Origin of the sequence: Streptomyces sp. NPDC059850, from assembly GCF_042731515.1 — a bacterium.
Taxonomy (GTDB): domain Bacteria; phylum Actinomycetota; class Actinomycetes; order Streptomycetales; family Streptomycetaceae; genus Streptomyces.
Genome location: NZ_JBHWJI010000046.1, coordinates 1 through 25,346, shown reverse-complemented (window position 1 = coordinate 25,346; position 25,346 = coordinate 1). Strand labels below are relative to the sequence as shown.

Below are 25,346 nucleotides of genomic sequence, written 5' to 3'. Positions count from 1 at the left end.
GACTGAAACAAGGCTGAGCTGGGGCTGAACACGGGGAAGGCATCGGCCGTACTAGTAGCCGAGATGTGCCGCCGGACCGGGAGGGCCGTTGTTCAGCATCACCGTCCGCGATCACCTGATGGTCGCCCACAGCTTCAGCGGAGAGGTCTTCGGACCCGCGCAGCGTCTGCACGGAGCCACGTTTCTGGTGGACGCCACCTTCCGGCGCGCCGCGCTGGACGACGACAACATCGTCGTCGACATCGGACTGGCCACCCAGGAACTGTCCTCGGTCGTCGGCGACCTCAACTACCGCAACCTCGATGACGAGCCCGCCTTCAAGGGGATCAACACCTCCACCGAGTTCCTGGCCAAGGTCATCGCCGACCGGCTCGCGGAGCGGGTGCACGCCGGGGCGCTCGGCGAGGGCGCGCGCGGCCTGGCCGGGATTCAGGTGACCCTGCATGAGTCGCATGTCGCCTGGGCGAGTTACGAGCGTGACCTGTGACCGCCCATCTGGAGAGCCCCGGGAGCCTGATGAGTTTCGGCGGCGGTGCCGCCCCGCCGCCGGTGCGCCGGGTGCATGTCGTCATGCCCGGCGGGGTGGCCGACCCGGCCGCGCCGAGCGGCGGCAATACGTACGACCGGCGGATCTGCCGGGAGCTGCCCGGCATCGGCTGGGACGTCCACGAGCACACGATCGCGGGCAGCTGGCCGCAGCCAGGGCCCGCGACGCGCGCGGAACTGTCCCGGCTGCTGGCCGAGCTGGCGGACGGCAGCATCGTCCTCCTCGACGGCCTCGTCGCCTGCGCGCTCCCCTATCTCGTCGTTCCCGAGGCGGAGCGGCTGCGGCTCGCGGTGCTGGTGCATCTGCCGTTGGGTGAGGAGACGGGGCTGGCCCCCGGCCGGGCGGCGGACCTGGACGCGCTGGAGCGCAAGACGCTGGGCGCGATGCCCGCCGTCGTCGTCACCAGCGGCTGGGCGGCGCGGCGGCTCGTGGCGCACCACGGGCTGGACCCGGGCCGGGTCCATGTGGCCGCGCCCGGCGCCGATGTGGCGTCGCAGGCGTCCGGCACGGACGAGGGCACCCGGCTGCTGTGCGTCGCCTCGGTGACGCCGCGCAAGGGCCAGCACCGGCTGGTGGAGGCGCTGGCCGAGGTCACCGATGTGCCGTGGACGCTTGAGTGCGTCGGCGGTCTCGGCCAGGACCCCGGCTATGTGGAACGGGTCCGCGAGCTGATCGCGGCGAACGGCCTCGGCGACCGGGTACGGCTCACCGGGCCGCTCCAGGGCCCGGAGCTGGAGGCGAGCTTCGCCGGTGCCGATCTGCTGGTGCTCGCCTCGTACGCCGAGACCTACGGGATGGTGGTGACCGAGGCGCTGGCGCACGGCGTTCCGGTGCTGGCCACCGCGGTGGGCGGGGTTCCGGAGGCGCTCGGGCACGCGCCCGAGGGCAGTGTGCCGGGCCTGCTCGTCGCCCCGGACGACCCGGCCGCGCTCAGGGCGGCGCTGCGCCGCTGGCTGGGCGACCCCGATGTACGCCGCCGGCTGATCACGGCCGCCCGCGGCCGCCGCACCGCGCTGGACGGCTGGCAGACGACCGTCCGGGATCTGGCCGGTGCGCTGGAACGACTTCGCCGCGAACCCCGGAGGGCCGCGTGACCACCACCGATACGCCTCAGTACGCACCCGAGTGGCTGGAGTTGCGCGAGGGCGCGGACGCCCTCGCCCGCGCGCCCGAACTCGTGGTGCCGCTGCGGGCCCGGTTCGCCGAGCTGCCCGAGGGCACCGAGCGGGTGATCCATGACCTCGGCTGCGGCACCGGCTCCCTGGGCCGGTGGCTGGCGCCCCGGCTGGACGGCCCGCAGCAGTGGGTTCTGCACGACCACGACCCGGCGCTTCTGGAGCTGGCGGCCGCGCGGGCGCCGCGTACGGCCGCCGACGGCAGCCCGGTCACGGTGCGCACGCGCCGCGGTGACCTGGGCTCGCTGACCGCGGCCGATCTGGCGGGTGCCTCGCTGGTGACGGCCTCCGCGCTGCTGGACGTGCTCACCGCCGAGGAGGTGGAGGGGCTGGCCGCGGCGAGTGCCGGGGCAGGTTGTCCGGTGCTGCTGGCGCTGTCGGTGGCGGGACGGGTCGATCTGACCCCGGAGGACCCGCTGGACGCGGAGATCGCGGAGGCGTTCAACGCCCATCAGCGCCGGTCCGGTCTGCTGGGTCCGGACGCGGTCGAGGTGGCGTCCGAGGCCTTCGCCCGGCACGGTGCGACGGTACGGACGCACGCCAGCCCCTGGCTGCTGGGCGCCGGGGAGTCGGCGCTGGCGGCGGAGTGGCTGCGGGGCTGGGTGGGCGCGGCGGTGGAGCACCGGCCGGAGCTGAAGCCGCGCGCCGAGACGTATCTGCGGCGCAGGCTGGCGGAGTGCGAGGCGGGCGGGCTGCGGGTGGTGGTGCACCACGACGATCTGCTGGCGCTGCCGCGTCCGGTGGGCGACGGGCCTACGGGCGGAGTGTCATGAGCGCGACGATCCGGGCGCGGCTCGGCACCCTCGCCGGGGCGGCCATCATCGCGGTGCTGCTGTGGCAGATGGGCACCGGCGCCTTCCTGGACGGGCTGCGCCGCATCGACGGCCTCACGCTGCTGGCCGCGCTCGGACTCGGCCTGCTGACCACCGTGTTCAGCGCCTGGCGCTGGTGCGTGGTGGCGCGGGCGCTGCGCATCCGGCTGCCCCTGGCCCAGGCCGTCGCCGACTACTACCGCTCGCAGTTCCTCAACGCGGCGCTGCCCGGCGGCGTCCTCGGCGATGTGCACCGGGCGGTACGGCACGGGCGCACCGAGGGCGATGTCGCCCGGGGCGTGCGCGCGGTGGTGCTGGAGCGGACGGCGGGTCAGGTGGTGCTGGTGATGGTCGGCGTGGCGGTTCTCTTCGCCCGGCCCTCGCTCGTCCTCGCGGAGGCCCGCCAGGCGCTCCACGCCGTGGCCACGACGCCCGGCGCCGCACTCGCGCTGATCGCGGTGTGCGGGCTCGGGGCCGTGGCCGTCGTACGGCTGCGCCGCAGGCCCGGCACCTCGCGGGGGCGCCGGGCGCTGCGCACCGCGCTCGCCGAGGCGCGGCTCGGGCTGCTGGCCCGCGCGAGCTGGCCGGGGGTCGTGTTCTCGTCCGCCGTGGTGCTGGCGGGCTATCTCGGAACGTTCCTGCTGGCCGCGCGAGCGGCGGGATCAACCGCCCCGGCGGCCGAGCTGGTGCCCATCATGGTGCTGGCCCTGCTCGCCATGGCGCTGCCGCTGAACGTCGGCGGCTGGGGCCCCCGCGAGGGCGTCACCGCCTGGGCCTTCGGCACCGCGGGCCTGGGCGCCGCCCAGGGGCTGACGGTCTCCGTCGTGTACGGGGTGCTCACCTTCGCCGCGAGCCTGCCCGGTCTCGGTGTGCTGGTCGGTCAGTGGGCCGTCGGGCTGCGGCGTCCCCAGGTCCAGCTCGAAGAGGGTGTCCTCGCCGAGACGGGCCCGGCGGGTCCGGGGCCGCAGGGCGTCGCGCATGACGGGGGTGCCGTCGAAGCGGAGCCCCGGGATGCCGTCGCCGAGCAGAACCGGTGCCACGGTGACATAGAGGCGATGCAGCGCGCCGTCATGCAGAAAGCGCGACACCGTGACGCCGCCGCCCTCGATCAGCACCCGGCCAAGTCCGCGCGCCGCAAGCGCCTCCACCAGGCGCTGCGGCGCGAACGCGGCACGGTCCGGCAGGGTCAGTACGTCAACTCCGTCCGGCGCCGGCCGCCCGTCCCGGGCGTCCGCTCCCACCGCCCACAGGGTCGGCGCTGAGCCGTCGGTGAAGACCCGGCGATGGTGAGGTACCCGGCCGTGCGGATCGAGCACGACGCGCACCGGATGCGGTCCGGCGCAGGCGCGCACGGTGAGCTGGGGGTCGTCCGCGATGGCGGTCCCGGCCCCGACGACCACGGCGTCGGTGAGGGCGCGCAGCCGGTGCAGATGGCACCGGTCCTCCTCGCCGGTGACGTAGTCGGCGTCGCCGGTGCGGGTCGCGATGAACCCGTCGAGGCTCTGGCCGAGCTGGGCGATCGTCAGCCGCGGCCCGGCCAGGCAGAGCGGCAGATAGCGGTCGGCGAGTTCGTCCGCCTCCTCGGTGGCGTCCTGCCGCCAGCGCACCGCGCCGTCCGCGCCGCGCGTCAGCCCGGCGGCCCGGGCCTCGGCCACGGTCCGTATGGAGAGCAGCCGCTCCCATGCCTGTGCCGTATCCAGGGTCGTCATCGCGTCTCCCCCGCTTCCTGCCGGTCGCACACTTCCCGCCGGTCGCCGACTTTCTGCCGGTCGCCGACTTTCTGCCGGTCGCCGACCAAATCTAGATACTCGGCGAAGGATTCGGTGAGTGCGGCGAGAAGTTCCTTTCCCTTCCCGGCGGACGCCAGGGAAGGACGGCCGATGACACCGGACTCGGTGTACTCGGCCATACCGAGAGTCAGCAGATGCTTCCGGTCGTCGGCGAGACAATCGGAGGTTTCATAACCGGGACGGACGAGTTCGGGATGGGCATGCAGCAGGATGGAGGTCTCCACTTCCCCCGCGTGCATATCGCTGTACGACGGGGTCTGGACACCGGCCCTGGTGCGGGCCGTGTCCCAGTCGGCCGAGCCCGGGAAAAGGGCCATGCGGGTACCGGTCCCGGCGGATTCCTGAACAATGTTGCGCAGGACGTAATTTCCGCCGTGTCCGTTCACCAGAATCAGCGAGCCGACACCCGAGCGGCGCAGCGATCCGGCGATGTCGCGCACCACGGAGTACAGGGTCGCGGCGGATATGGAGACGGTGCCCGGCCAGTCCGCGTGCTCGTGCGAGCACGACACCGTGACGGGCGGGAGGAGTTGGACCGGATACGCCGCGGCGATCTCTCTGGCGATGGTGCAGGCGATGACCGTGTCCGTCACCAGCGGGAGATACGCGCCGTGTTGCTCGAAGCTGCCGATGGGCAGGACGGCGACGCCGGCCCGCAGGTCCCGCACCTCCTCGGTGGTCGTCGGCGGCAGGAGCCCCGAGGCCCACTGGTCCGGCGTTTCCGAATCGCTCATGTTCTTCGGGCCTTTCGTTCTTCGTGCTACGGGATGCGCGGCCAATCACCCGGCCGACTTCTCCATTTTCCCCTACGCCACCCGGCGTTTACCAGATAGGGTTGCAACATGACAGCAAGTGATAGCGTGTTGGTCGACAGCGCACGTCGATCGGATGTCGAACGAGTGGTGAATCTCCGGCTGTCCACCGTGCACGGCGATTTTCTCGCTTTCGGCTACCAGGACCACAATCGCGGAGACGAACAGATCGCGCTGGTATACGGCGACGTCAAGGGCGAGGACGCACTCACGCGCGTGCATTCCGAGTGCCTGACCGGAGACGCCTTCGGCTCCCGGCACTGCGAATGCGGCGACCAACTCTCCGCGGCGCTGCGCGCCATCGTGAGCGAGGGGCGGGGCATCCTCGTCTATCTCCGCGGCCACGAGGGCCGGGGCATCGGCCTGCTGGCCAAGCTCCAGGCGATGCAGCTGCAGGCGGAAGGGCTCGACACGGTCGAGGCCAACCTCGCCCTCGGCCTCCCGGACGACGCCCGCGACTACCAGGTGGCGGCGGAGATGCTGCACGACCTCGGGGTGCGCTCCATACGGCTGCTCTCCAACAACCCGCGCAAGCGGGAGGCGCTGCTGCGCCACGGCATCAAGATCAGCGAGCAGGTTCCGCTGCTGATCCAGCCGTGCGAGGAGAACCTGCCGTACCTGCTGACCAAGCGGGAGCGGATGGACCACTACCTGCCGCATCTGGACGGCGTGCTGTCGTCCGTCGACGGCGGCGCCGAGCGGTCCTGAGCGGCGCGCGGAGCCGGTGGCGCCGATGGCGCGGCGGGACGGTCAGCTGAGCCCACCGCGCCGTCGGCGATCTCGTGCACCCGGTCGGGAGCCGTTCGCATGACCTAGAACGGGCGATCAGTGCACATATGTCCGATGATGTGAAGCATGGACGTGGAGATCACGCTCCGGGTGGACGGTACGGAGCACCGGCTCACCGTCGACACCCGTACGACGCTGCTGGACACCCTCCGCGAGCGGCTGGGGAACACCAGCCCCAAGAAGGGCTGTGACCATGGCCAGTGCGGCGCCTGCACGATCCTGCTCGACGGCCGCCGCGCGCTGGCCTGTCTGGCGCTGGCGGTGGCGCACCAGGGCGCCGACATCGTCACGGCCGCCGGTCTCGTCAATGGCGACGGTGCCGCGGAGGGCGACGGCCTGCATCCGCTGCAGCGCTCGTTCATCGCCCATGACGCCTTCCAGTGCGGCTACTGCACCCCCGGCCAGATCTGCTCGGCGGTCGGCATGCTGCGCGAGGCGGCGGACGGCTGGCCGAGCGCCGTGGCCAAGGATCCGAACGCCGCCGATGTGGTGCTGGACGACGAGGAGATCGCCGAGCGCATGAGCGGCAACCTGTGCCGCTGCGCCGCGTACGCCAACATCGTCCCGGCCATCGCCGATGTGGCGCACCGGGACGAGGCCGCACGCCATCAGGAGGGGCACCGATGAAACCCTTCCGCTACGAGCATGCCGACACCGTGTCGGCGGCCGTGACCGCGCTGGCCGAGGAGCCCGGGGCGGCGTATCTGGCCGGTGGTACGAACCTGGTGGACCTGATGCGGCTGGAGGTCGCGACCCCCGAGGTCCTGATCGACGTCCGGCGGCTCACCTCCGACCGGATCGAGGAGCTGCCGGACGGGGCCCTGCGCATCGGCGCCGCCGTCACGGGCAGCGATCTGGCCGCCGACCGGCGGGTCCGGCGGCGCTATCCGGTGCTCTCGCAAGGCCTGCTGGCGGGCGCCTCGGGCCAGTTGCGCAACCTCGCCACCACCGGCGGGAACCTGTTGCAGCGCACCCGCTGCCCGTACTTCCAGAACGTGACCACCCCGTGCAACAAACGCGCACCGGGGTCGGGCTGTTCGGCGCTGGAGGGCCATCAGCGCGATATGGCGATCCTCGGCGCCTCGCCCTCCTGTGTGGCCACCCACCCCTCCGACATGGCGGTCGCGCTGGCGGCGCTCGACGCCGTGGTGTGCGTCCAGGGCGTACAGGGCCAGAGCCCGGACGGCGAGCGGCGCGTCCCGCTGACCGAGCTGCACCGGCTGCCCGGCGACTCCCCCGAGCAGGACACCGTGCTGCGGCGCGGGGAGCTGATCACGGCCGTGGAGCTGCCGCCGCCCGACTTCGCCACCACCTCCCGCTACCGCAAGGTGCGCGACCGCGCCTCGTACGCGTTCGCGCTGGTGTCGGTCGCCGCCGCGCTGGACGTCACGGACGGCGGCACCGTACGGGACGTACGCATCGCGCTGGGCGGCGTGGCGCACAAGCCGTGGCGGGCGTGGAAGGCCGAGGAGTCGCTGCGCGGCGCGCCCGCGACGTGGGACAGCTTCCGGGACGCCGCCGCGGCCGAACTGGCCCAGGCGGAGCCGCTGCCGGGCAACGCCTTCAAAGTGGCGCTCGCCCGCAACACCCTCGTCGCCACGCTGCTCGATCTGCTGGAGGTCGCCCGATGAGCAAGGCCAGCGAGGAGGTCAGGGAGCGGCCGCGGGCGGTCGGCACGCCGCTGCGCCGGGTCGACGGCGCGCTGAAGGTCACCGGCACCGCCACCTACGCCTTCGAGTGGCCCGTCGAGCACCCCGCCTATCTCCATCCGCTGCAGTCCACCATCGCCGCCGGGCGGATCACCGGGGTGGACACGTCCGCCGCGGAGGCCGAGCCGGGGGTGCTGGCCGTGCTCACCCATCTCACCGCGCCACGGCTGACCATCCCGGACGATCCGGAGCTGGCGGTGCTGCAGTCCGACGAGGTGGCCTGGCGCGGGCAGTTCACCGGCGCGGTGGTCGCGGAGACCCCGGAGACGGCCCGGTACGCGGCGGGCCTGGTGCGGTTCACGTACGAGCAGCGCCCGCCGGACACCGCGCTGCGCGAGGACCGCGACGACCTCTACAAGCCGCTGGACGCGGCCCAGTTCGGCCAGGGCGGTGGCGAACTCCAGGACGGCTCCCCCGCCGACAGCGTCCTCGGCGACGCCGACGCGGCGCTGGCCGGTGCGCACACCACGCTGGACGCCACGTACACCACGCCGATGCACCACAACAACCCGATGGAGCCGCACACCGCCGTGGTCACCTGGACCGACGGCGAGCTGCTGGTGTACTGCTCCACGCAGGGCGCCACCATGAGCCGCGATCTGATCGCCGCCACCCTGGGGCTCGAACCGGGCCGGGTGCGGGTGGTGTCCCCGCACGTCGGCGGCGGCTTCGGCTCGAAGGTCTATCCGCACAGCTACGCGGTGCTCGCCGCGATGGCGGCGCGGACCGTGCGCAGACCGGTGAAGTTCACGCTGACCCGCCAGCAGATGTTCGCGCTGGTGGGCTTCCGCCCGGCGTCGATCCAGCACATCCGGCTGGGAGCCGACACCGAGGGCAGGCTCACCGCCATCACCCATGACGTGGTCGAGCAGACCGCCCGCGCCAAGGGGTACGCCGACCAGACCGCCGTCTGCACCCGGCTGCTGTACGCCGCCCCACACCGGCGCACCACCCACCGGCTGGCCCCGCTCGACATCCCGGTGCCGACGATCATGCGGGCGCCGGGCGAGGCGCAGGGCATGTTCGCGCTGGAGTCGGCGATGGACGAGATGGCCATCGCGTGCGGCATGGACCCGGTGGAGTTCCGCATCCGCAACGAGCCGGACGTCCACCCCGAGTCGGGGCTGCCGTTCTCCAGCCGCCATCTGGTGGCCTGTCTGCGCGAGGGCGCCCGCCGGGCCGGATGGGAGCGCCGCGATCCGACGCCCCGGGCGCGCCGCATGGGGCGCTGGCTGATCGGGACCGGGGTGGCCGTCTCCACGTACCCCTCGCCGCGCCTCCCGGGGAACGCGGCGACGGTCCGGATCGCACCGGACGGGCACTGCACGGTGCTGATCGCCGCCGCCGACCTCGGCACCGGCACCTGGACGGCGCTCACCCAGATCGCCGCGGACGCGCTCGGCGTGCCGGTCGAGCGGGTGGAGCTGCGCATCGGGGACACCACCCTGCCCAGCGCCTCCCCCGCCGGTTTCTCCTCCGGCATCAACAGCTGGGGTTCGTCGATCGCGGAGGCCGCCAACCAGTTGGGGGCGCTCCTGGAGACCGAGCACGGCGGTGTGATCCCGCCGGACGGTCTGGAGGTCACCGCCGACTTGCCCGCGAACCCCGCCGCCGAGCGGTACGCGATGCACAGCTTCGGCGCGCAGTTCGCCGAGGTCCGGGTGGACGCGGACACCGGGGAGATCCGGGTGCCACGGCTGCTGGGCATGTTCGACGTGGGCCGGGTCATCAACCCGAGGACCGCCCGCTCGCAGCTGCTGGGCGGCATGACGCAGGGCATGTCGATGGCGCTGTACGAACACAGCGTGCTGGACCCGCGCTTCGGGCATGTGGTCAACCAGGACTTCGCCCAGTACCACATCGCCGCCAACGCCGATGTGCACGCGGTCGAGGCGCACTGGGTGGACGCGGCGGACCCGCACACCAATGTGATGGGCGCCAAGGGGGTCGGCGAGGTGTGCATCGTGGGCACGGCCGCGGCCATCGCCAACGCGGTGCACCACGCGACCGGTGTGCGGGTGCGCGACCTGCCGATCACCCTCGACAAGCTGCTCGCCACCAGCTGATCTCTACAGACTGATCGCCGCGGCCTCGCGCGCGAAGTCGGCGATGTCGCGCGGCGGGCGGCCCAGCGCGCGCTGGACGCCGTCCGTCAGCTGTGCGTTACGGCCGTCCAGGAGCGCGCCGAACAGCTCGGCCAGGAAGGCGACGAGGTCGTCGGAGAGCCCGTAGCCGCTCAGCATCGTCCCGTACTCCTCGACGGAGACCGGTGTGTAGCGCACCTCGCGTCCGCTCGCGCGGGCGATCTCCCCGGCCGCCTCGGCGAAGGTCAGCAGCCGGGGGCCGGTGAGGTCGTGGATCCGCCCCGCGTGCCCGTCGCCGGTCAGGGCCGCGACCGCGACGTCCGCGATGTCGTCGGCGTCGATGAAGGGCTCCTCGACGTCCCCGGCGGGGAAGACGATCTCGCCGCCGAGCACGCCGTCCCGCAGGATGCCCTCGCTGAAGTTCTGGAAGAACCAGCTCGCCCGGAGGACCGTCCACTCGGCGCCGTCCACCGCCACGGCCCGCTCGGCGGGCAGCGTCGCGTCCATACCGCGCGCGGAGAGCAGCACCAGCCGCCGGGTGCCGCCGCGGACGGCCTGTTCGGCGAAGTCCCGGAGGGTGGCGGCGGCGCCCGGGTCGGCGATGTCGGGGTAGTACGCGAGGTACGCGGCGCCGGTGCCGCGCAGCGCGGGCGCCCAGGTCGTGCGGTCCTCCCAGTCGAAGGGCGGCTCGCCGGTGCGGGAGCCGATACGGACCGGCCGCCCGGCGGCGGTCAGCCGCTCGGCGATCCGGCGGCCGGTCTTGCCGGTGCCGCCGAGTACCAGCGTGGTGTTCTCGGTTGTGGTCATACGGACAGTCAACTGGGCTGCGGTGAGACGGGCCATGGCCGAGAGGCTCATCCGCATAAGCGCGCGTCTACGCTGTGCGGCATGGACGCGCTGGCGAACCTGCTGGACGGGCCCCGGGCCCGGGACGCCTTTCTGCTGCGGGCCGTGATGGAGCCGCCGTGGTCGGTGCGGATCGAGGACCGGGCCCCGCTGTGTCTGATGACGGTGGCGCGCGGCGAGGCGTGGGTAGTGCCGGGCGACGGCGCGCCACGGCGGCTGGGTCCGGGGGACGTGGCGGTCGTGCGCGGCCCGGATCCGTACACCGTGGCGGACTCGCCGGACACCGCGCCGCAGGCGTGGATCCTGCCGGACGAGAAGTGCCGGACGGCGGACGGCCGGGATCTGGCCGAGGCGATGGCGCTGGGCGTGCGCACCTGGGGCAACAGCGCGGACGGCTCGACGACGCTGCTCATCGGCACCTACCTGCTGGACGGGGAGATCAGCGGGCGGCTGCTGAACGCGCTGCCGCCGCTGCTGGTGCTGGACGGCGAGGTGTGGGACTGCCCGCTGATGCCCTGGCTCGGCGAGGAGATCGTGAGGGACGAGGCGGGCCAGTCGGCGGTGCTGGACCGGCTGCTGGACCTGCTGCTGATCGCCGTGCTGCGGGCCTGGTTCGCCCGGCCGGAGGCGCGGGCCCCGGCCTGGTACCGGGCGCTGGGCGATCCGGTGGTGAGCCATGCGCTGCGGCTGCTGCAGAACAACCCGGCGCATCCGTGGACGGTGGCGGGGCTGGCCGCGAAGGCGGGCGTCTCGCGGGCGGCGCTGGCCCGCCGCTTCACCGCGCTGGTGGGCGAGCCGCCGATGGCGTATCTGACCGGCTGGCGGCTGGCACTCGCCGCCGATCTGCTGCGCGAGCCGGACGCGACGCTGGCGGCGGTGGCCCGGCGCGTGGGGTACGGCAGCGCGTTCGCGCTGTCCACGGCGTTCAAGCGCGAACGCGGCATCAGCCCCCGCGACCACCGCGCCCACGGTCCCGCGCCGACCGCGAGCTGACCGGCGGCCCGTACGGAGACGCCGGGCTCAGCCCGTGGTGGCGCCTCGGTCGCCGCCGCGTACGGGGCGCATTCCCGCTGCGGGGCCGCGCAGGCAGCCGTCCGGGCCGCAGGTGGTGGTGCGGTCGTAGAGGTCCATGAGGCGGCGGACGCCGCGCGCGATGTCGTAGCGCTCGACCGCGTCCGGCACCGGGTACCGGTGTGGGCCGGTGGCCAGTTGGCGGCGCAGGGCGTCGGCGAGGGGGGCCGCGCCGGGGGCGATGCGGCGGGCGGCGGGGGCGGCGCCGGCGGGCAGTTCGTCGAGGGCCGGGCATGCGGTGTGCAGCACGGGCAGACCGGACGCGAGGGCTTCGAGGGCGGCGAGTCCGAACGCCTCCTCGGCGGACGGCGAGACCAGTACGTCCATGGCGGCCAGCAGCCCGGGCAGCCCGGCGGGCCGGTCGTCGGGCGAGGCGACGGCGCCGTCCCGCTCGCCCAGCAGCCGGACGCGGTCGGCGGCGCCGAGCCGGGCGGCCAGGTCCTCCAGGGCGGGGCGCTCGGGGCCCTCGCCGACCAGCAGCAGCCGGGCGCCGGGGACGTTGGCGACGGCCCGTACCGCCGTGTCGAACCGCTTGGCGGGGACCAGGCGGCCGACCCCGCCGACGACGAAGGCGTGTTCGGGGATGGCCAGGCGGGCGCGGGCGGCGGTGCGGGCGGCGGGGGTGAAGCGGAAGTGGCGGGCGTCGATGCCGTTGGGCACCAGATGGATGCGGTGGTTGGGCACGCCCCAGTCGCGCAGCCGGTCGGCGACGGCGGCCGAGACGGCGACGGTCGCCGAGCCCAGCCGTTCGGCGGCCAGATAGCGGGCGCGGACGGCGGGGTTCAGGGGGTGGCCGTCGACGGTGCGCTCACCCAGGGCGTGTTCGGTGGCGATGACGGCCCGTACGCCCGCCAGCCGGGCGGCGATCCGGCCGTAGACACAGGCCCGGTAGAGATGGGTGTGCACCAGGTCGTAGCCGCCGGAGCGGATGGTGCGCACGAGGGCGGGCAGCGCCCGCAGCTCGCCCGCGCGGCCGTCCATGGGCAGCTGTGTGACCGGGATGCCGTCGGCGCGGATGCCGTGGGCGGTGCTGCCCGGTGCGGCGAGGACGACCACGTCGCAGCGCACCGGTACGTGGCGCAGCAGCAGCCGCAGTTGCTGCTCGGCGCCGCCCGCGCCGAGGCGGGAGATGATGTGCAGGACTCTCATCGGGCGACCCCGCCCCATCCTCCGTTGTTCCGCCGTGGTTTCGCGTGGTGTCCGTCTTTCACGCGATATCCGACCTTGCCAGAGGCCGGGATGTAAATCACGTAAGACGCGCGCTGATGGGCCGTCAGGGTGGCTCTTTCGCGGCCTATCACCAGGGGCGCGCCGAAAATCCGATGTGCGCGATACCGCCACATCCGATTGTTACCTTCTCATCTCGCGCGATGACATGACGAATGTGGTCCGTCCGGGTCATCGCGGCGCGATATTCGGTTCAAGACAGCCCGCGGGAGTGCCCATGTCTGCACAGACCCCCGTCAGAAATTCGAGAGACGCACCCCATGCGCGCCGGGGAGCCGCCCCCGCCGCCCCCGCCGCGCGTACCGCCGGGCACGCCGCCGCACCCCCGCATGCGCGCCCCGCCCCGGATACCGCGCACCCCCGCCCGGCCGGGGTGTACGAGTACAAGCGGTACAGCGAGCTGGCGGGCCCGCTGACGGAGCCGCCCGCAGGCCGCCCGTACCGGGTGCGCAGCCGCAGTCTGCTGGCGCAGGAGCCGCACCGGTTCCGGGCGGCGCTGCTGCTGTGCGGGGCGCCGGTGTGCTCGGCGCTGCTGCTGTTCTGGCTGCTGCAGCCCGACCACTGGGCGCGGCGCGACTATGTGACGGCGTGGGAGACCGCGGCGGATGTCGCGATGCTGGTCTCGATCGCGCTGATCGAGACGTTCCGGCTGGTCACGGTCGTCTCCAACGCGCACGCGACGCTGGTGGCGCGGGATCCGGTGCCGGTGACGGCCGAGCGCGGCACCCGGGTGGCGTTCCTGACCAGTTTCGTGCCCGGCAAGGAGCCGATCGCGATGGTCCGGGCGACGCTGGAGGGCGCGGTGCGCATCCGGCACCAGGGGACGATGGACGTCTGGCTGCTGGACGAGGGGGACGACGCGGAGGTCAAGGACCTGTGCGCGCGGCTCGGCGTGCGGCACTTCTCGCGCAAGGGAATCGAGAAGTGGAACCAGCCGAAGGGCGCATTCCGGGCGCGGACGAAGCACGGGAATTACAACGCCTGGCTGGACGCGCACGGCGACGACTATGAATTCATGGCGTGTGTGGACACCGACCATGTGCCGCTGCCGAACTTCCTGGAGCGCATGCTGGGTTACTTCCGTGATCCGGATGTCTCGTTCGTGGTGGGACCGCAGGTGTACGGAAACTACGACGGCGCCGTCACGAAGGCCGCCGAAAGCCAGCAGTTCCTGTTCCACGCGCTGATCCAGCGGGCCGGGAACGCCTATGGGAGCCCGATGTTCGTGGGCACCAACAACGCGGTGCGGATCAGCGCGCTGCGCGCCATCGGCGGGCTGTACGACTCGATCACCGAGGACATGGCCACCGGCTTCGAGCTGCACCGCCACCGCAACCCGGCCACCGGCAGGAAGTGGCGCTCGGTCTACACCCCGGACGTGCTCGCGGTCGGCGAGGGCCCCAGCTCCTGGACGGACTTCTTCACCCAGCAGATGCGGTGGAGCCGGGGCACGTACGAGACGGTGCTCAAGCAGTTCTGGAAGGCCCCGTTCACGCTGCCCCCGGGGAAGCTGCTCAACTACACGCTGCTGATCACGTACTACCCGATGACCGCGGTCAACTGGGTGCTCTCCGCGCTGTCCTGCACGCTGTTCCTGATGCTGGGCGCGGCCGGGCTCGACATCCCGGCCGAGCTGTGGATGATGCTCTACAGCGACGCCGCCATGCTGCAGATCGGGCTGTACATCTGGAACCGCCGCCACAACGTCTCCCCGCACGAGCCCGAGGGGTCGGGCGGACTCGCCGGGATGCTGCTCTCGGCCCTGTCCGCGCCGATCTACGTCAAGTCGCTGTTCGACGCGGTGCTGCGGCGCAAGAGCCGGTTCGTGGTCACGCCCAAGGGCGACTCGTCCAGCCCGGACCGGCTCTCCACGTTCCGTATCCATCTGCTGTGGGGCGGGCTCTTCGGCACCTCGCTCGCGGCCTCGTTCTTCCTGGGCCATACCCACGCGGCGATGCGCACCTGGGCCGTCCTCGCGCTCGCGCTGTGCCTGGCGCCGGTGGCCATCTGGTACGGCGGGGTGCTGCGGGGCCGGCGCCGCCCGGTGGCGGCGCCGGCCGTACCGACCGCGCGCGCGGACAGCGAGGGACCGTGCGCCCCGGCGAAGGACCAGGACGCGGTGTGCGCCCTGTGATATCGGAAATCAGCGGTGGCGGCCCGGACCGTGTGCGTCACGGCCCGGGCCGTCGGCGTTCCGGGCCAGGCCGAGCGCGTACTCGGGCCACCAGCGGCCCGCCGGGGGCCCGCCGTTGCACGTCCCGTCGGATTCGCCGGGCCGCTTGATCCACAGATACGCGTCCACCAGCCGATCGCCCGTGCGGGTGCTCGGCGGCTCGCCCAGCGCCCGCCCCGGCGGGTTGCACCAGGCCTCCCCCGGCCGGGTGCCGTGCCGGGCCTTGCCCCCGCGCCGCAGCGGGCCGTTGCCGTTACGGCTGGTGTCGATGACGAAGTGCGCGCCGCCGACCGCGCGGGACAGCCGGTGGCCGTACCGCTTGGTGCGGCCGGTGCGCTGGAAGTTGGCGACGTTCAGGGAGAAGCCGTCCGCCTGCTCGATGCCGCTCTTGAGCAGCGGCAGCATCAGCCGGGCGGGGTTCTTGATCCAGCCCGCGTGCCCGGCGTCCAGATACACCCGTACGTGGGGCAGCGCGGCGAACGCGGCCACCGCGTCGCGCAGCATCGCCAGCCGGGGGCCGACCACGCGGCGGGGCACGCAGCGGTCGACGACCTGCGCCACCGCGTCGGGCTCCAGCACGACGATCGCCTTGCGGTCGCCGATGCCGAGGGCGACCTGCTCGATCCACCTCCGGTAGGCCGCGCCGTTCGCCGCGCCGCCCGCCGAGTGTCCGCCGCAGTCCCGGTGCGGGATGTTGTAGGCGACCAGCACCGGGGTGGCGCCGGTCCGGGCCGCGGATTCGGTGATGAAGCGCACCCGTTCGCGAGGGGGCTGCGGGCCGAGCCATTCGGCGACCGGCCGCTGCGCGATCCGCCGGATCAGCTCGGCGTCGTTGTTCTTTCCTCCGTTCTTTCCGTCTTCCTCCCGCGCACGGACATGCCGGGCGGCCGGGCCGTCCGGGTTCACCCAGAGCCCGTCCCGCCGCGGGGAGTCGAACATCTGGCATCCGCACAGCGGCACCATCGCCACGACACCACATGCGGCGAGCGTCACCAATCGCCGCATAACCGACTTTTTTGGATCTTTTTCGCGCATGCGAGGCATCATGGCACCGAGTGCCGACGGTTCAGCGGACGCCGCGTGCGGGGTGTCCCCGGTCGTCGCTGTCGCCGCCGTCGCTGTCGCCGCCGTCGCTGTCGCCGCCGTCGTGCTCCGTGCGCCACAGCGGATGCTGGCGGGCGACCCACCGCGGGTCGACCCGCCCGGTGCGCATCCCGCGCCGCGCCTCCGGGTCGGCGAGCGCCTTCCCGATGTGTCCGATCACCACGATGCCGACGGCCAGCGCCAGCCAGTCATGGACGAACGTCGCGCTGGTGCGCCACATCAGCGGGGCGAGCCCGGTGAACCACATCAGCGATCCGGTGACCGCCATCACCAGCACCGCGCCCGCCGTCCAGGCGGCGTACACCTTCTGGCCCGCGTTGAACTTGCCCGCCGGGCGCTCCGCGGGACTGTGGTCGCGGCGCAGCGCGGCCCGCAGCCAGCGGCGGTCGTGCGGCCCGAAGCGGTTGAGTCGGCCCAGGTCGGACCGGAAGGCGCGGGAGGCGAGGCCGAGGAGGGCCGGGACGGGCGTGAGGATGCCGGTCCACTCGTGGACGGTGACCACGAGCAGGCGGCGGCCGACGAGTTGGGCCAGCTCGGGTACGTACAGACAGGCCGCGCTCACGATGCACACGCCCAGAAGGGCGGCGGTCGTACGGTGGATCCAGCGCTCGGCGGGGGTGAAGCGGCGCACCCGGCGGGCGGCGGCGGCCGGGCCCGGGGCTGTTTCAGGCAGGGGGGATTCAGGCAGCGGGGATTCAGACAGTGGGGGCATCGTCGCGTCCGTTCGACTTGCCGACCCAGGCGTCCACGTCGTACCCCCGGTCCTCCCAGTAGCCCGGGCGCACCTCGTCGGTGACGGTGATACCGGAGAGCCACTTCGCCGACTTGTAGAAGTACATGGGCGCGACGTAGAGCCGGACCGGGCCGCCGTGCGCGTGGCCCAGCGGCTTGTCCCGCATCCGCAGCGCCACCAGCACGTCCGGGCGGCGCGCCTGGTCGAGGGTGAGGCTCTCGGAGTACGCGCCGTCGAAGCAGGTGAACCGGACGGCCTTGGCGCGCGGGCTCACCCCGGCGGCGTCCAGCAGCGTCGACAGCCGCACCCCCTCGAACGGCGTCTTCGGCACCCGCCACCCGGTGACGCACTGGACGTCCCGGACGAGCCGGGCCTGCGGGAGCGCGCGCAACTCGGCGAGCCGGTAGTCGGCGGGCTTGTCGACGAGCCCGCCGACGGTGAGGCGGTAGTCCGTGGCGTCCTTGTGCGGGACGGAGGACGTCACGGAGTAGTACCGGAACCCGCCGCCGTTGGGCAGCAGCCCGGTCACCCCGGTGGGGTCCTTGTCGGACACCGCGCCGAGCGTCTTCTCCAGCCCGCGCTGCGCCCAGGGGGCGACGGCCATACCGGCCGCGCCGAGGCCGAGCATGCCGAGGAGGATGCGGCGGCCGACGGGTGCGCCGTGGTCCTCGCCGCCGTCGCGGTCGCCGTCGCCGGGGGTTGCGTCCATGCCCTGATGAGACCACCGGGCGGCGTGGCGCGCCATCGTCTGTGGCTTTTCGTCAGACTTCCGTCAGAACTGAACGCCGCACGGGGCGTGAGGGAGCCTTCCCCCCACCCCGCCCCTTCCCGAAACCGGGGCGCCGCCCCGGGCACCCGAGAGGTCCCCGCGGAACGCGGGACACCTTTCCCGGCGCGCCACAGCCTGCCGCGCGGCAGCGGCCCGGCCCGGGGTCGTCGGCGGCCGAGGGGCGGGCCGGGCCATGAGGGGCGCCCGGGGACGCATACCCCGGCGATGAGACCGCCGCGGCCTGGCGTCGGCCCGGAACCAGATCCGGCGCATCCACCCGCCGCCAGCCGCCCGGCAGGCGGTCCGGGCTCGGCCGGTGGCCGGTCGGGGGTGCCGGTGGGCGTCAGGGTCCGGGGTTATGACACCGCCCTGGCCGCCGCGCGGCCTGCCGTGCGGCCCGAGAAGAGGCAGCCGCCCAGGAAGGTGCCCTCCAGCGAGCGGTAGCCGTGCACGCCCCCGCCGCCGAAGCCCGCCGCCTCGCCCGCCGCGTAGACGCCCGGCAGCGGTTCCCCGCCCTCGGTCAGCACCCGCGACGACAGATCGGTCTCCAGCCCGCCCAGGGTCTTGCGGGTGAGGATGTTCAGCCGCACGGCGATCAGCGGGCCCGCCTTGGGGTCGAGGATGCGGTGCGGGGCCGCGGTGCGGATGAGCCGGTCGGCGATGTACTTACGGGTTCCGCGCAGGGCGGTGACCTGGAGATCCTTGGTGTACGGGTTGGCGATCTCGCGGTCCCGGGCGACGATCTCACGGCGCAGCTCGGCCTCGTCGATGAGCGGGTCCTTGGTCAGTTCGTTCATCCGCCGCACCAGGGCGGGCAGCGAACGCTCGACGACGAAGTCCGCGCCGTGGTCCATGAACGCCTGGACCGGACCCGGCGCCCCGGCCCGTCCGCGCCCCAGCACATCGCGGACGCTCTTGCCCGTCAGATCCGGGTTCTGCTCGGAGCCGGAGAGCGCGAACTCCTTCTCGATGATCTTCCGGGTGAGGACGAACCACGTGTAGTCGTACCCGGTCCGCATGATGTGTTCGAGGGTGCCGAGGGTGTCGAAGCCGGGGAACAGCGGGACCGGGAGCCGCTTTCCACGGGCGTCGAACCACAGCGACGAGGGGCCGGGCAGGATGCGGATGCCGTGCCGGGGCCAGATCGGGTTCCAGTTCTCGATGCCCTCGGTGTAGTGCCACATCCGGTCGCGGTTGATGAGGCGGCCACCGGCGGCCTCCGCGACGCCGAGCATCTTGCCGTCCACGTGCGCGGGCACGCCGGAGATCATCCGCTCGGGCGGGGATCCCAGCCGCTCGGGCCAGTTGGCGCGTACGAGGTCGTGGTTGCCGCCGATGCCGCCGGAGGTGATGATCACGGCTTGAGCGCGCAGCTCGAAGGAACCGGCCACCTCGCGGCTGCTGGCCGTGCCCCGCTCGGCGCGGCTCGGCTCCAGCACCTCGCCGGTGACGGTGTCGACGGCGCCCGCGCTCCGCGAGAGCCCGGTGACCCGGTGCCGGAAGCGCAGGTCGACCAGGCCACGGGCGGCCGCGGCGCGCACCCGGCGCTCGAAGGGGGCGACGACGCCGGGTCCGGTGCCCCAGGTGATGTGGAAGCGGGGTACGGAGTTGCCGTGGCCGGTCGCGTCGTAGCCGCCGCGCTCGGCCCAGCCGACGAGGGGGAACAGCCGCAGCCCCTGGGCGTGCAGCCAGGACCGCTTCTCGCCCGCCGCGAAGTCCACGTACGCCTCGGCCCAGCGGCGCGGCCAGTGGTCCTCGTCGCGGTCAAAACCGGCCGTACCCAGCCAGTCCTGCCAGGCGAGGTCGCGGCTGTCGCGGACGCGCAGCCGCCGCTGTTCGGGCGAGTCGACGAGGAAGAGGCCGCCGAAGGACCAGTGGGCCTGGCCGCCGAGCGACTGCTCGGGCTCCTGGTCGAGCAGGATGACCTTGCGGCCCGCGTCGGCCAGTTCGGCGGTGGCCGCGAGCCCCGCCAGGCCCGCTCCGACCACGATCACATCCGCGTCGTACGCCATGGTTGGTGGTATCCCGTCCTCGTCAGCCGGTCGACGGTGTCGTCGGGTGCGATCCTGCCTACCGGTCAGTACGGCGTCAACTGGTCGTCAGCTGGTCCGAAAACCAGGGTGAGAGCGCTTTCCGGACACGGTCGCCCTCAGGCTATAACTCTCTTGTGCAGCAAATGGGAACAATCCCCCATCATTATTGGACAGGGTTCAGCCAAACCGGCATCATCAACGACCATGGCTGACCGCTCCGTTGAGCAATCCGGGCCGCCGTATCCGGCGGACAAGCGCATCGTGAATCCGACACTTGTCACCCCCGGCCCTCAGCCCCTCGAGGCGGGCGACGCGGTCACCCCGCACATCCTCCAGGGCGAGGTCATCGGCCCCCGGCACGCCCGCGCCCGCCGCCGTGGCATCGACCCGCGGCGCAAGGCGGCCGCCGGGGCGATCCTGCTGTCCGCCACCGGAGCGGCCACCGCGCTCTTCATGCTCATGGGCAAGGACGCGCGCGAGGCGCAGGCCGCCCCGGGGCGCGACGCCTCGACCGCCACCCCCGACGCGCCCGAGCCGAAGACCGCCGCGCTCGCCGAGTCGGCCGTCGGCGACAAGCCGCTGCGCGGCTCGCGCACCACCGACCCCGCGGCCCCGGCGCCCGCCGCGAAACCGGCCACGCAGGCCCCGGCCGCCCCCGCCGCCGAGTCCCGCACCCCGTCGTCCGGTCAGCGCTCCGCCCCGGCCCCGTCCTGGCCGGAACGGGCCGAGCAGTGGCAGAAGCGGGCCGAGGCCTGGAAGCGCTGGGCCGAGCAGGCCCGCCAGCAACAGGCCAGGCAGCAGGCCGAACAGCCGCCCGCGGGCGGCCAGGGTCAGGGGCGCTGGGGCAATGGCCAGGGTCAGGGGAACGGCGGCGGCCCGTACGGCCAGGGCGGCGGCTACGACGGGCAGGGCGGCCAGGGCGGCTACGGCGGCCCCCACGGCGGTGGCCCCTCGCGCTGACGGCGGCGCCATCTGCTTGTATGGCCGTATGCCTGACCAGGAACCGCTTTCCGCCGACGAACTGCTGGACATCGTGGACGAGCAGGACCGGGTGATCAGCCAGGCCCGCCGCGGTGACGCCACCGCCCACCGGCTGCGCCACCGCTGCGCCTTCATCCTCGTACGCGACGCCGAGGACCGCGTCTTCGTCCACCGCCGCACCGACCGGAAGCTGGTCTTCCCCTCGTTGTACGACATGTTCGTCGGCGGGGTCGTGGCGGCGGGCGAGAGCTACGACGAGGCGGCGCTGCGGGAGGCGGAGGAGGAGTTGGGGGTCCAGGGGCTCCCCACGCCCGTACCGCTGTTCTCCTTCCTCTACGACACGCCCGAGCACACCTGGTGGAGCCGGGTCTACGAGGTCCGCTGCGACCTCCCGGTCGCACCGCAGGAGGACGAGATCGCCTGGCACGCCTTCGTCACCGAGGAGGAGCTGAAGCGGCGGCTCACCGAGTGGGAGTGGGTGCCGGACGGCGCGGAGGCGTACCGTCGGCTGCTGGACTGGCGCCGCGAGAGGCCCGCCCCGTGACCCGAGGCAGATTCGCGGACGCCGTGGCCAGCGCCCGGCTGTGGTTCTCGCCCGAACGGCTCCGCGAGGAGGGCGACACCCCCGACTACCGCTTCTCGCTCGCCAACGAGCGCACCTTCCTGGCCTGGCTGCGCACCGCGATGGCCCTGGTGGGCGGGGGTTTCGCGGTCGACCAGTTCCTGCCGGACACCGGCCGCCCGCTGCGGCTGGCCCTCGCGCTCACCCTGCTCGCGGGCGGCGCGGTGTGCGCCCTGCGCGCCATCAACCACTGGATCCGCTGCGAGCGGGCCATGCGGCGCGGCGAGGATCTGCCGGTGTCGCGGTTCCCGGCGATGCTGGGCCTCGCCGTCGGAGTGGTCGCGCTGCTGATGGTGATCGTCGTCGCCGTGGGGTGGGACGGGTGACCGAGCCGGTACGGGACCCCGGGCTCCAGCCGGAGCGCACCCGGCTGGCGTGGCGGCGTACGACGCTGGCCTGCGCCGTGGCCGCCTCGCTCGCCGGGCGCCAGACCCTGCACGCGGGCCTCGGCCCGCTGCCGGTGCTCGCCCTGTCGCTGGTCGTCCTGTCCTGGCTGGCCTTCTCGGCCGTGGCCCACCACCGCATCCGCCACCTGCACGCCCCGCGCCCACCCCTCCTGACGGCGCGCGCGGCGGTGGCGGCGGTGGGGTGTGTGCTGGGCGCGGCGGTGTGCGGCGCGGCGATGCTGCGCTAGTCCACCGTAATGACGATCTTGCCCCGGGTGTGGCCCTCCGCGCTGCGCTGCTGCGCCTCCGCCGTCCGCTCCAGCGGGTACGTCGCCGACACCTCGACGCCCAGCGCGCCACGCTCGGCGAGGTCGGTCAGGTCCTGGAGGTCGTCGGGGTCGGGGCGTACGAAGACGTAGTGGCCGCCGAGGCCGAGCACCGCCGGGTCGGCGATGGAGGCCAGCCGTCCGCCCGGGGCGAGCACCTCCTCGGAGGCGGTGAGGGCGTCGCCGCCGACCAGGTCGAACGCGGCCTGCACCCCGTCGGGCGCGAGCGCTCGCACCCGACCCGCGATCCCCTCCCCGTACACGATCGGCTCGGCGCCCAGCGTCCGCAGATAGTCGTGGTTGTGCTCACCGGCCGTCCCGATGACGCGGGCGCCCAGGTGCCGGGCCAGCTGCACCGCCATCGAGCCGACGCCCCCGGCGGCCGCGTGCACGAGCACCGTGTCGCCCTCGCCGACCCGCAGCGCGCCGACCAGGCTCTGGTAGGCCGTCAGCCCGGCGAGGGGGATGCCCGCCGCCTGCTCGAAGGTGAGGTTGCGCGGCTTGCGGGCGAGCGTGCGCACCGGCGCGGCCACGTACTCGGCGCAGGTGCCCCGGGACAGGAAGTCCTCGCGTACGTACCCGATCACCTCGTCCCCCTCCTGGAACCCGGTCACCGCCGGTCCGGTCCGCTCCACCACCCCGGCGACGTCCCAGCCGGGGATGACCGGGAAGACGGCGTCCAGGACGGGGTCGAGATATCCGGCCTGCGCCTTCCAGTCGACGGGGTTCACGGCGGCGGCCCTGACCCTGACCAGCACCGAGTCGGGCCCGACCTTGGGGTCCCGGACCTCGCCGAATTCGAGGACCTCGGGGCCGCCGTAGCGGCGGTAGCTGATGGCCTTCATGGTGGCTGCTCCTCGCGGTTCCTGGTGTCGTTGCCCCCACTCCCCCGGTTTCCCCTACGACGCTCCTGCTCACGAACCGCCACCGCAAATCCAGCCCGGGCGGGAGGGAACCCGTGGGGGTCGGACACTGGACGGCATACCGACTGGTCGGCATCATGAGGTGGACATGGAGTGACCCCATCCGCCGCCCGCCTCCCAGGGAAGAAGAGGTTCGATGAACGCAGGCAATCCACCAGGACTGGACCTGACGCGGCTCCGCGCCCATCTCGACCGCGAGCGCCCGGGGCTGGTGGGCGGCCCGCTCGGCGCGGAGCTGATCGAGGGCGGCCGGTCGAATCTCACCTACGCCGTCACCGACGGCACCTCCCGCTGGGTGGTCCGCCGCCCGCCGCTGGGGCATGTGCTGGCCACCGCCCACGACATGCGGCGCGAGCACCGGGTGATCAGCGCGCTGCACCCGACCAGCGTGCCGGTGCCGGAGCCGGTGCTGCTGTGCGAGGACGAGGAGGTGGCCGGGGCGCCGTTCTACGTCATGGAGTACGTGGAGGGCACCCCGTACCGTACGGCCGAGCAGCTGGCCGTCATCGGTCCGGAGCGCACCCGGGGCGTGGTGCTGTCCCTGGTGGACACGCTCGTCGCGCTGCACTCCGTCGACCCCGGCGCGGTCGGGCTCGGCGACTTCGGGCGGCCTGACGGCTTCCTGGAGCGGCAGCTGCGGCGCTGGGGCAAGCAGCTGGAGGCCTCTCGCAGCCGTGAACTTCCCGGCATCGACGAGCTGCACGCCCGGCTCGCCAAGGCGCTGCCCGCCTCCCCCGCGCCCACCGTGGTGCACGGCGACTACCGCCTGGACAACGTCCTCGTGGGCGCCGACGACCGGATCAAGGCGATTCTCGACTGGGAGATGTCCACGCTCGGCGATCCCCTGACCGACCTCGGTCTGATCGTGATGTACAGCGAACATCCGACCCTCGACGACGCGCCCATCTCCTCCACCCAGGGCGCCCCCGGCCACCCCGGCACCGACGAGCTGATCCAGCGGTACGCCGAGGGCTCGGGCCGGGACGTCAGCTGCATCGCCTGGTACACCGCCTTCGCCTACTTCAAGCTCGCGGTGATCTTGGAGGGCATCCACTACCGCTTCACCCTCGGACAGACCCTGGGCGCGGGCTTCGACCGCATCGGCCGAATCGTCCCGGCCTTCATCGAAAACGGCCTCACCACCCTCCAGGAGAGCTGAGACACCTCATGGACTTCGCATTCGACGCCCGCACCGAAGAACTCCGCGCCAAACTGCTGACCTTCATGGACGAGCACGTCTACCCGGCCGAGGAGATCGCCGGGGAGCAGCGCGACAAGCTCGGCTCGCCCTGGGACACCCCGGCGGTCGTGGAGGAGCTGAAGGCGGAAGCCCGTAGGCAGGGGCTGTGGAACCTGTTCCTGCCCGACTCCGCGTACGGGGCCGGGCTGACCAACCTCCAGTACGCGCCGCTCGCCGAGATCACCGGCCGCAGCCCCCAGCTCGCCCCCACCGCCCTCAACTGCGCCGCGCCGGACACCGGCAACATGGAGGTGCTCACCCAGTTCGGCGACGAGCAGCAGCGCAAGCGGTGGCTGGAGCCGCTGCTCGCGGGTGAGATCCGGTCGGCCTTCGCGATGACCGAGCCCGAGGTGGCCTCGTCCGACGCGACCAATATCGAGACCCGGATCGAGCGGGACGGCGACGACTACGTCATCACCGGGCGCAAGTGGTACATCTCCGGGGCCATGAACCCCGACTGCAAGATCTTCATCGTGATGGGCAAGACCGATCCGGAGGGCGCGGATGTGCGCCGCCAGCAGTCCATGGTGCTGGTGCCGCGCGATACGCCCGGGGTCGAGGTGCGGCGGGCGATGAAGGTCTACGGCTACGAGGACCACTACCACGGCGGCCACGCCGAGGTCGTCTTCCACGGCGCCCGGGTCCCGGCCGCGAACCTCATCGGCGAGGAGGGCGGCGGCTTCGCCATCGCCCAGGCCCGTCTTGGCCCCGGCCGTATCCACCACTGCATGCGGCTGATCGGCATGGCCGAGCGGGCGATCGAGCTGATGTGCCGACGGGCGGTGGGACGGCAGGCGTTCGGCAAGGCGCTCGCCCAGCAGGGGCAGGTCCACGAGTGGATCGCGGACGCGCGGGTGGCCGTCGAGCAGCTGCGGCTGCTGGTGCTGAAGACGGCCTGGATGATGGACACGGTGGGCAACCGGGAGGCGCACACCGAGATCCAGGCCATCAAGATCGCGACGCCGCGGACGGTGGTGGGGATCCTGGACCAGGCGGTGCAGTTGCACGGCGCGGGTGGGGTGAGCCAGGACTTCCCGCTGGCCGAGCTGTGGGCGGCGGCCCGTACGCTGCGGCTGGCCGATGGCCCGGATGAGGTGCATCAGCGGTCGCTGGCGCGGCGCGAGCTGAAGCGCTACCTGTAACCGGGGGCTCCGCCCCCGGACCCCCGGTCCTCAAACGCCGGACGGGCTGGAT

General features: G+C 73.1%; 23 protein-coding genes and 2 pseudogenes. 16 read left to right on the top strand and 9 right to left on the bottom strand.

Translation table 11 applies throughout. The features are described from left to right. Positions 1–88 precede the first annotated feature (88 nt). The 4 genes and pseudogenes from ACFV9T_RS30475 to ACFV9T_RS30460 form a co-directional block, all read left to right on the top strand. Positions 89–487 carry a 6-pyruvoyl tetrahydropterin synthase family protein gene (locus ACFV9T_RS30475; protein ID WP_385445659.1) on the top strand — a complete coding sequence of 133 codons (399 nt, stop codon included), beginning with the start codon at positions 89–91 and terminating at the stop codon, positions 485–487. 29 nt (positions 488–516) lie between these two features. After that, the gene (locus ACFV9T_RS30470) at positions 517–1,641 is read left to right on the top strand and encodes a glycosyltransferase family 4 protein (RefSeq protein WP_385445698.1); all 1,125 of its coding nucleotides are present in this window, start codon (positions 517–519) and stop codon (positions 1,639–1,641) included. Then, a complete protein-coding gene (locus ACFV9T_RS30465) occupies positions 1,638–2,495 on the top strand; it encodes a methyltransferase domain-containing protein (protein ID WP_385445658.1) in 858 nt (285 codons plus the stop codon). The genes ACFV9T_RS30470 and ACFV9T_RS30465 overlap by 4 nt, the downstream gene beginning before the upstream one ends. Then, a pseudogene (locus ACFV9T_RS30460) lies at positions 2,492–3,331 on the top strand (lysylphosphatidylglycerol synthase transmembrane domain-containing protein); the annotation flags it as partial. The gene ACFV9T_RS30465 and the pseudogene ACFV9T_RS30460, both read left to right, overlap by 4 nt. A gap of 270 nt (positions 3,332–3,601) precedes the next feature. Here ACFV9T_RS30460 and ACFV9T_RS30455 read toward each other — a convergent pair. Together ACFV9T_RS30455 and ACFV9T_RS30450 are read right to left on the bottom strand one after the other, a co-directional pair. Continuing rightward, a pseudogene (locus tag ACFV9T_RS30455) lies at positions 3,602–4,243 on the bottom strand (RibD family protein); the annotation flags it as partial. Further along, the gene (locus ACFV9T_RS30450; RefSeq protein ID WP_385445657.1) at positions 4,240–5,058 is read right to left on the bottom strand and encodes a creatininase family protein; all 819 of its coding nucleotides are present in this window, start codon (positions 5,056–5,058) and stop codon (positions 4,240–4,242) included. The pseudogene ACFV9T_RS30455 and the gene ACFV9T_RS30450, both read right to left, overlap by 4 nt. A 108-nt stretch (positions 5,059–5,166) precedes the next feature. Between ACFV9T_RS30450 and ribA the strand changes: the two genes are divergently transcribed. From ribA to ACFV9T_RS30430, 4 genes are all read left to right on the top strand, one after another. Then, positions 5,167–5,844, top strand: coding sequence for a GTP cyclohydrolase II (gene ribA, locus ACFV9T_RS30445; protein WP_385445656.1), 678 nt, complete (start codon positions 5,167–5,169; stop codon positions 5,842–5,844). A 147-nt stretch (positions 5,845–5,991) separates the two neighbouring features. Next, on the top strand, positions 5,992–6,552 hold the full coding sequence (locus ACFV9T_RS30440) for a 2Fe-2S iron-sulfur cluster-binding protein (RefSeq protein ID WP_385445655.1): 561 nt from the start codon (positions 5,992–5,994) through the stop codon (positions 6,550–6,552). Further along, positions 6,549–7,556: an FAD binding domain-containing protein gene (locus tag ACFV9T_RS30435; RefSeq protein WP_385445654.1), complete on the top strand. Its 1,008-nt coding sequence runs from the start codon at positions 6,549–6,551 to the stop codon at positions 7,554–7,556. The genes ACFV9T_RS30440 and ACFV9T_RS30435 overlap by 4 nt, the downstream gene beginning before the upstream one ends. Then, complete coding sequence (locus tag ACFV9T_RS30430) at positions 7,553–9,700, top strand: xanthine dehydrogenase family protein molybdopterin-binding subunit (protein ID WP_385445653.1); 2,148 nt, start codon at positions 7,553–7,555, stop codon at positions 9,698–9,700. Before ACFV9T_RS30435 ends, ACFV9T_RS30430 begins: the two co-directional genes overlap by 4 nt. A 3-nt stretch (positions 9,701–9,703) precedes the next feature. On the opposite strand, the gene ACFV9T_RS30425 is transcribed toward ACFV9T_RS30430, so the two are convergent. Next, positions 9,704–10,525, bottom strand: a complete 822-nt coding sequence (locus ACFV9T_RS30425; protein ID WP_385445652.1) for an NmrA family transcriptional regulator — start codon at positions 10,523–10,525, stop codon at positions 9,704–9,706. Positions 10,526–10,606: 81 nt separating this feature from the next. Between ACFV9T_RS30425 and ACFV9T_RS30420 the strand changes: the two genes are divergently transcribed. Continuing rightward, positions 10,607–11,557 carry an AraC family transcriptional regulator gene (locus ACFV9T_RS30420; RefSeq protein WP_385445651.1) on the top strand — a complete coding sequence of 317 codons (951 nt, stop codon included), beginning with the start codon at positions 10,607–10,609 and terminating at the stop codon, positions 11,555–11,557. Between the two features lie 27 nt (positions 11,558–11,584). Here ACFV9T_RS30420 and ACFV9T_RS30415 read toward each other — a convergent pair whose 3' ends face one another. Next, positions 11,585–12,784, bottom strand: coding sequence for a glycosyltransferase (locus tag ACFV9T_RS30415; protein ID WP_385445650.1), 1,200 nt, complete (start codon positions 12,782–12,784; stop codon positions 11,585–11,587). Positions 12,785–13,079: 295 nt separating this feature from the next. Between ACFV9T_RS30415 and ACFV9T_RS30410 the strand changes: the two genes are divergently transcribed. Then, on the top strand, positions 13,080–14,996 hold the full coding sequence (locus tag ACFV9T_RS30410) for a glycosyltransferase family 2 protein (protein WP_385445649.1): 1,917 nt from the start codon (positions 13,080–13,082) through the stop codon (positions 14,994–14,996). Positions 14,997–15,005: 9 nt separating this feature from the next. Here ACFV9T_RS30410 and ACFV9T_RS30405 read toward each other — a convergent pair whose 3' ends face one another. From ACFV9T_RS30405 to ACFV9T_RS30390, 4 genes are all read right to left on the bottom strand, one after another. Then, positions 15,006–16,028 carry a glycoside hydrolase family 6 protein gene (locus tag ACFV9T_RS30405; RefSeq protein ID WP_385445648.1) on the bottom strand — a complete coding sequence of 341 codons (1,023 nt, stop codon included), beginning with the start codon at positions 16,026–16,028 and terminating at the stop codon, positions 15,006–15,008. Positions 16,029–16,101: 73 nt separating this feature from the next. Further along, positions 16,102–16,851, bottom strand: a complete 750-nt coding sequence (locus ACFV9T_RS30400; protein ID WP_385445647.1) for a cytochrome b/b6 domain-containing protein — start codon at positions 16,849–16,851, stop codon at positions 16,102–16,104. Further along, a complete protein-coding gene (locus ACFV9T_RS30395) occupies positions 16,835–17,581 on the bottom strand; it encodes a molybdopterin-dependent oxidoreductase (protein ID WP_385445646.1) in 747 nt (248 codons plus the stop codon). The genes ACFV9T_RS30400 and ACFV9T_RS30395 overlap by 17 nt, the downstream gene beginning before the upstream one ends. Before the next feature lie 416 nt (positions 17,582–17,997). Further along, positions 17,998–19,653 (bottom strand): FAD-binding dehydrogenase, encoded by a 1,656-nt coding sequence (locus ACFV9T_RS30390; protein WP_385445645.1) that lies wholly within the window; start codon positions 19,651–19,653, stop codon positions 17,998–18,000. Positions 19,654–19,878: 225 nt separating this feature from the next. Here ACFV9T_RS30390 and ACFV9T_RS30385 point away from each other — a divergent pair, with 225 nt between their 5' ends. Genes ACFV9T_RS30385 through ACFV9T_RS30370 form a run of 4 tightly spaced genes read left to right on the top strand, consistent with a single transcriptional unit; the run spans position 19,879 to position 21,911 of the window. After that, a complete protein-coding gene (locus ACFV9T_RS30385; protein ID WP_385445644.1) occupies positions 19,879–20,634 on the top strand; it encodes a hypothetical protein in 756 nt (251 codons plus the stop codon). Between the two features lie 28 nt (positions 20,635–20,662). Next, complete coding sequence (locus ACFV9T_RS30380; RefSeq protein WP_385445643.1) at positions 20,663–21,199, top strand: NUDIX domain-containing protein; 537 nt, start codon at positions 20,663–20,665, stop codon at positions 21,197–21,199. Then, entirely contained in the window at positions 21,196–21,603 is a 408-nt protein-coding gene (locus tag ACFV9T_RS30375; RefSeq protein ID WP_385445642.1) for a YidH family protein, read from the top strand. The genes ACFV9T_RS30380 and ACFV9T_RS30375 overlap by 4 nt, the downstream gene beginning before the upstream one ends. Beyond that, entirely contained in the window at positions 21,591–21,911 is a 321-nt protein-coding gene (locus ACFV9T_RS30370; RefSeq protein ID WP_385445641.1) for a DUF202 domain-containing protein, read from the top strand. The genes ACFV9T_RS30375 and ACFV9T_RS30370 overlap by 13 nt, the downstream gene beginning before the upstream one ends. Here ACFV9T_RS30370 and ACFV9T_RS30365 read toward each other — a convergent pair. Beyond that, positions 21,908–22,834: an NADP-dependent oxidoreductase gene (locus tag ACFV9T_RS30365; protein ID WP_385445640.1), complete on the bottom strand. Its 927-nt coding sequence runs from the start codon at positions 22,832–22,834 to the stop codon at positions 21,908–21,910. The two genes, ACFV9T_RS30370 and ACFV9T_RS30365, sit on opposite strands and share 4 nt — an antisense overlap. A 214-nt stretch (positions 22,835–23,048) precedes the next feature. Here ACFV9T_RS30365 and ACFV9T_RS30360 point away from each other — a divergent pair, with 214 nt between their 5' ends. Both ACFV9T_RS30360 and ACFV9T_RS30355 read left to right on the top strand, forming a co-directional pair. Next, entirely contained in the window at positions 23,049–24,071 is a 1,023-nt protein-coding gene (locus tag ACFV9T_RS30360; protein WP_385445639.1) for a phosphotransferase family protein, read from the top strand. Between the two features lie 8 nt (positions 24,072–24,079). Next, positions 24,080–25,294, top strand: coding sequence for an acyl-CoA dehydrogenase family protein (locus tag ACFV9T_RS30355; RefSeq protein WP_385445638.1), 1,215 nt, complete (start codon positions 24,080–24,082; stop codon positions 25,292–25,294). Positions 25,295–25,346 lie beyond the last annotated feature (52 nt).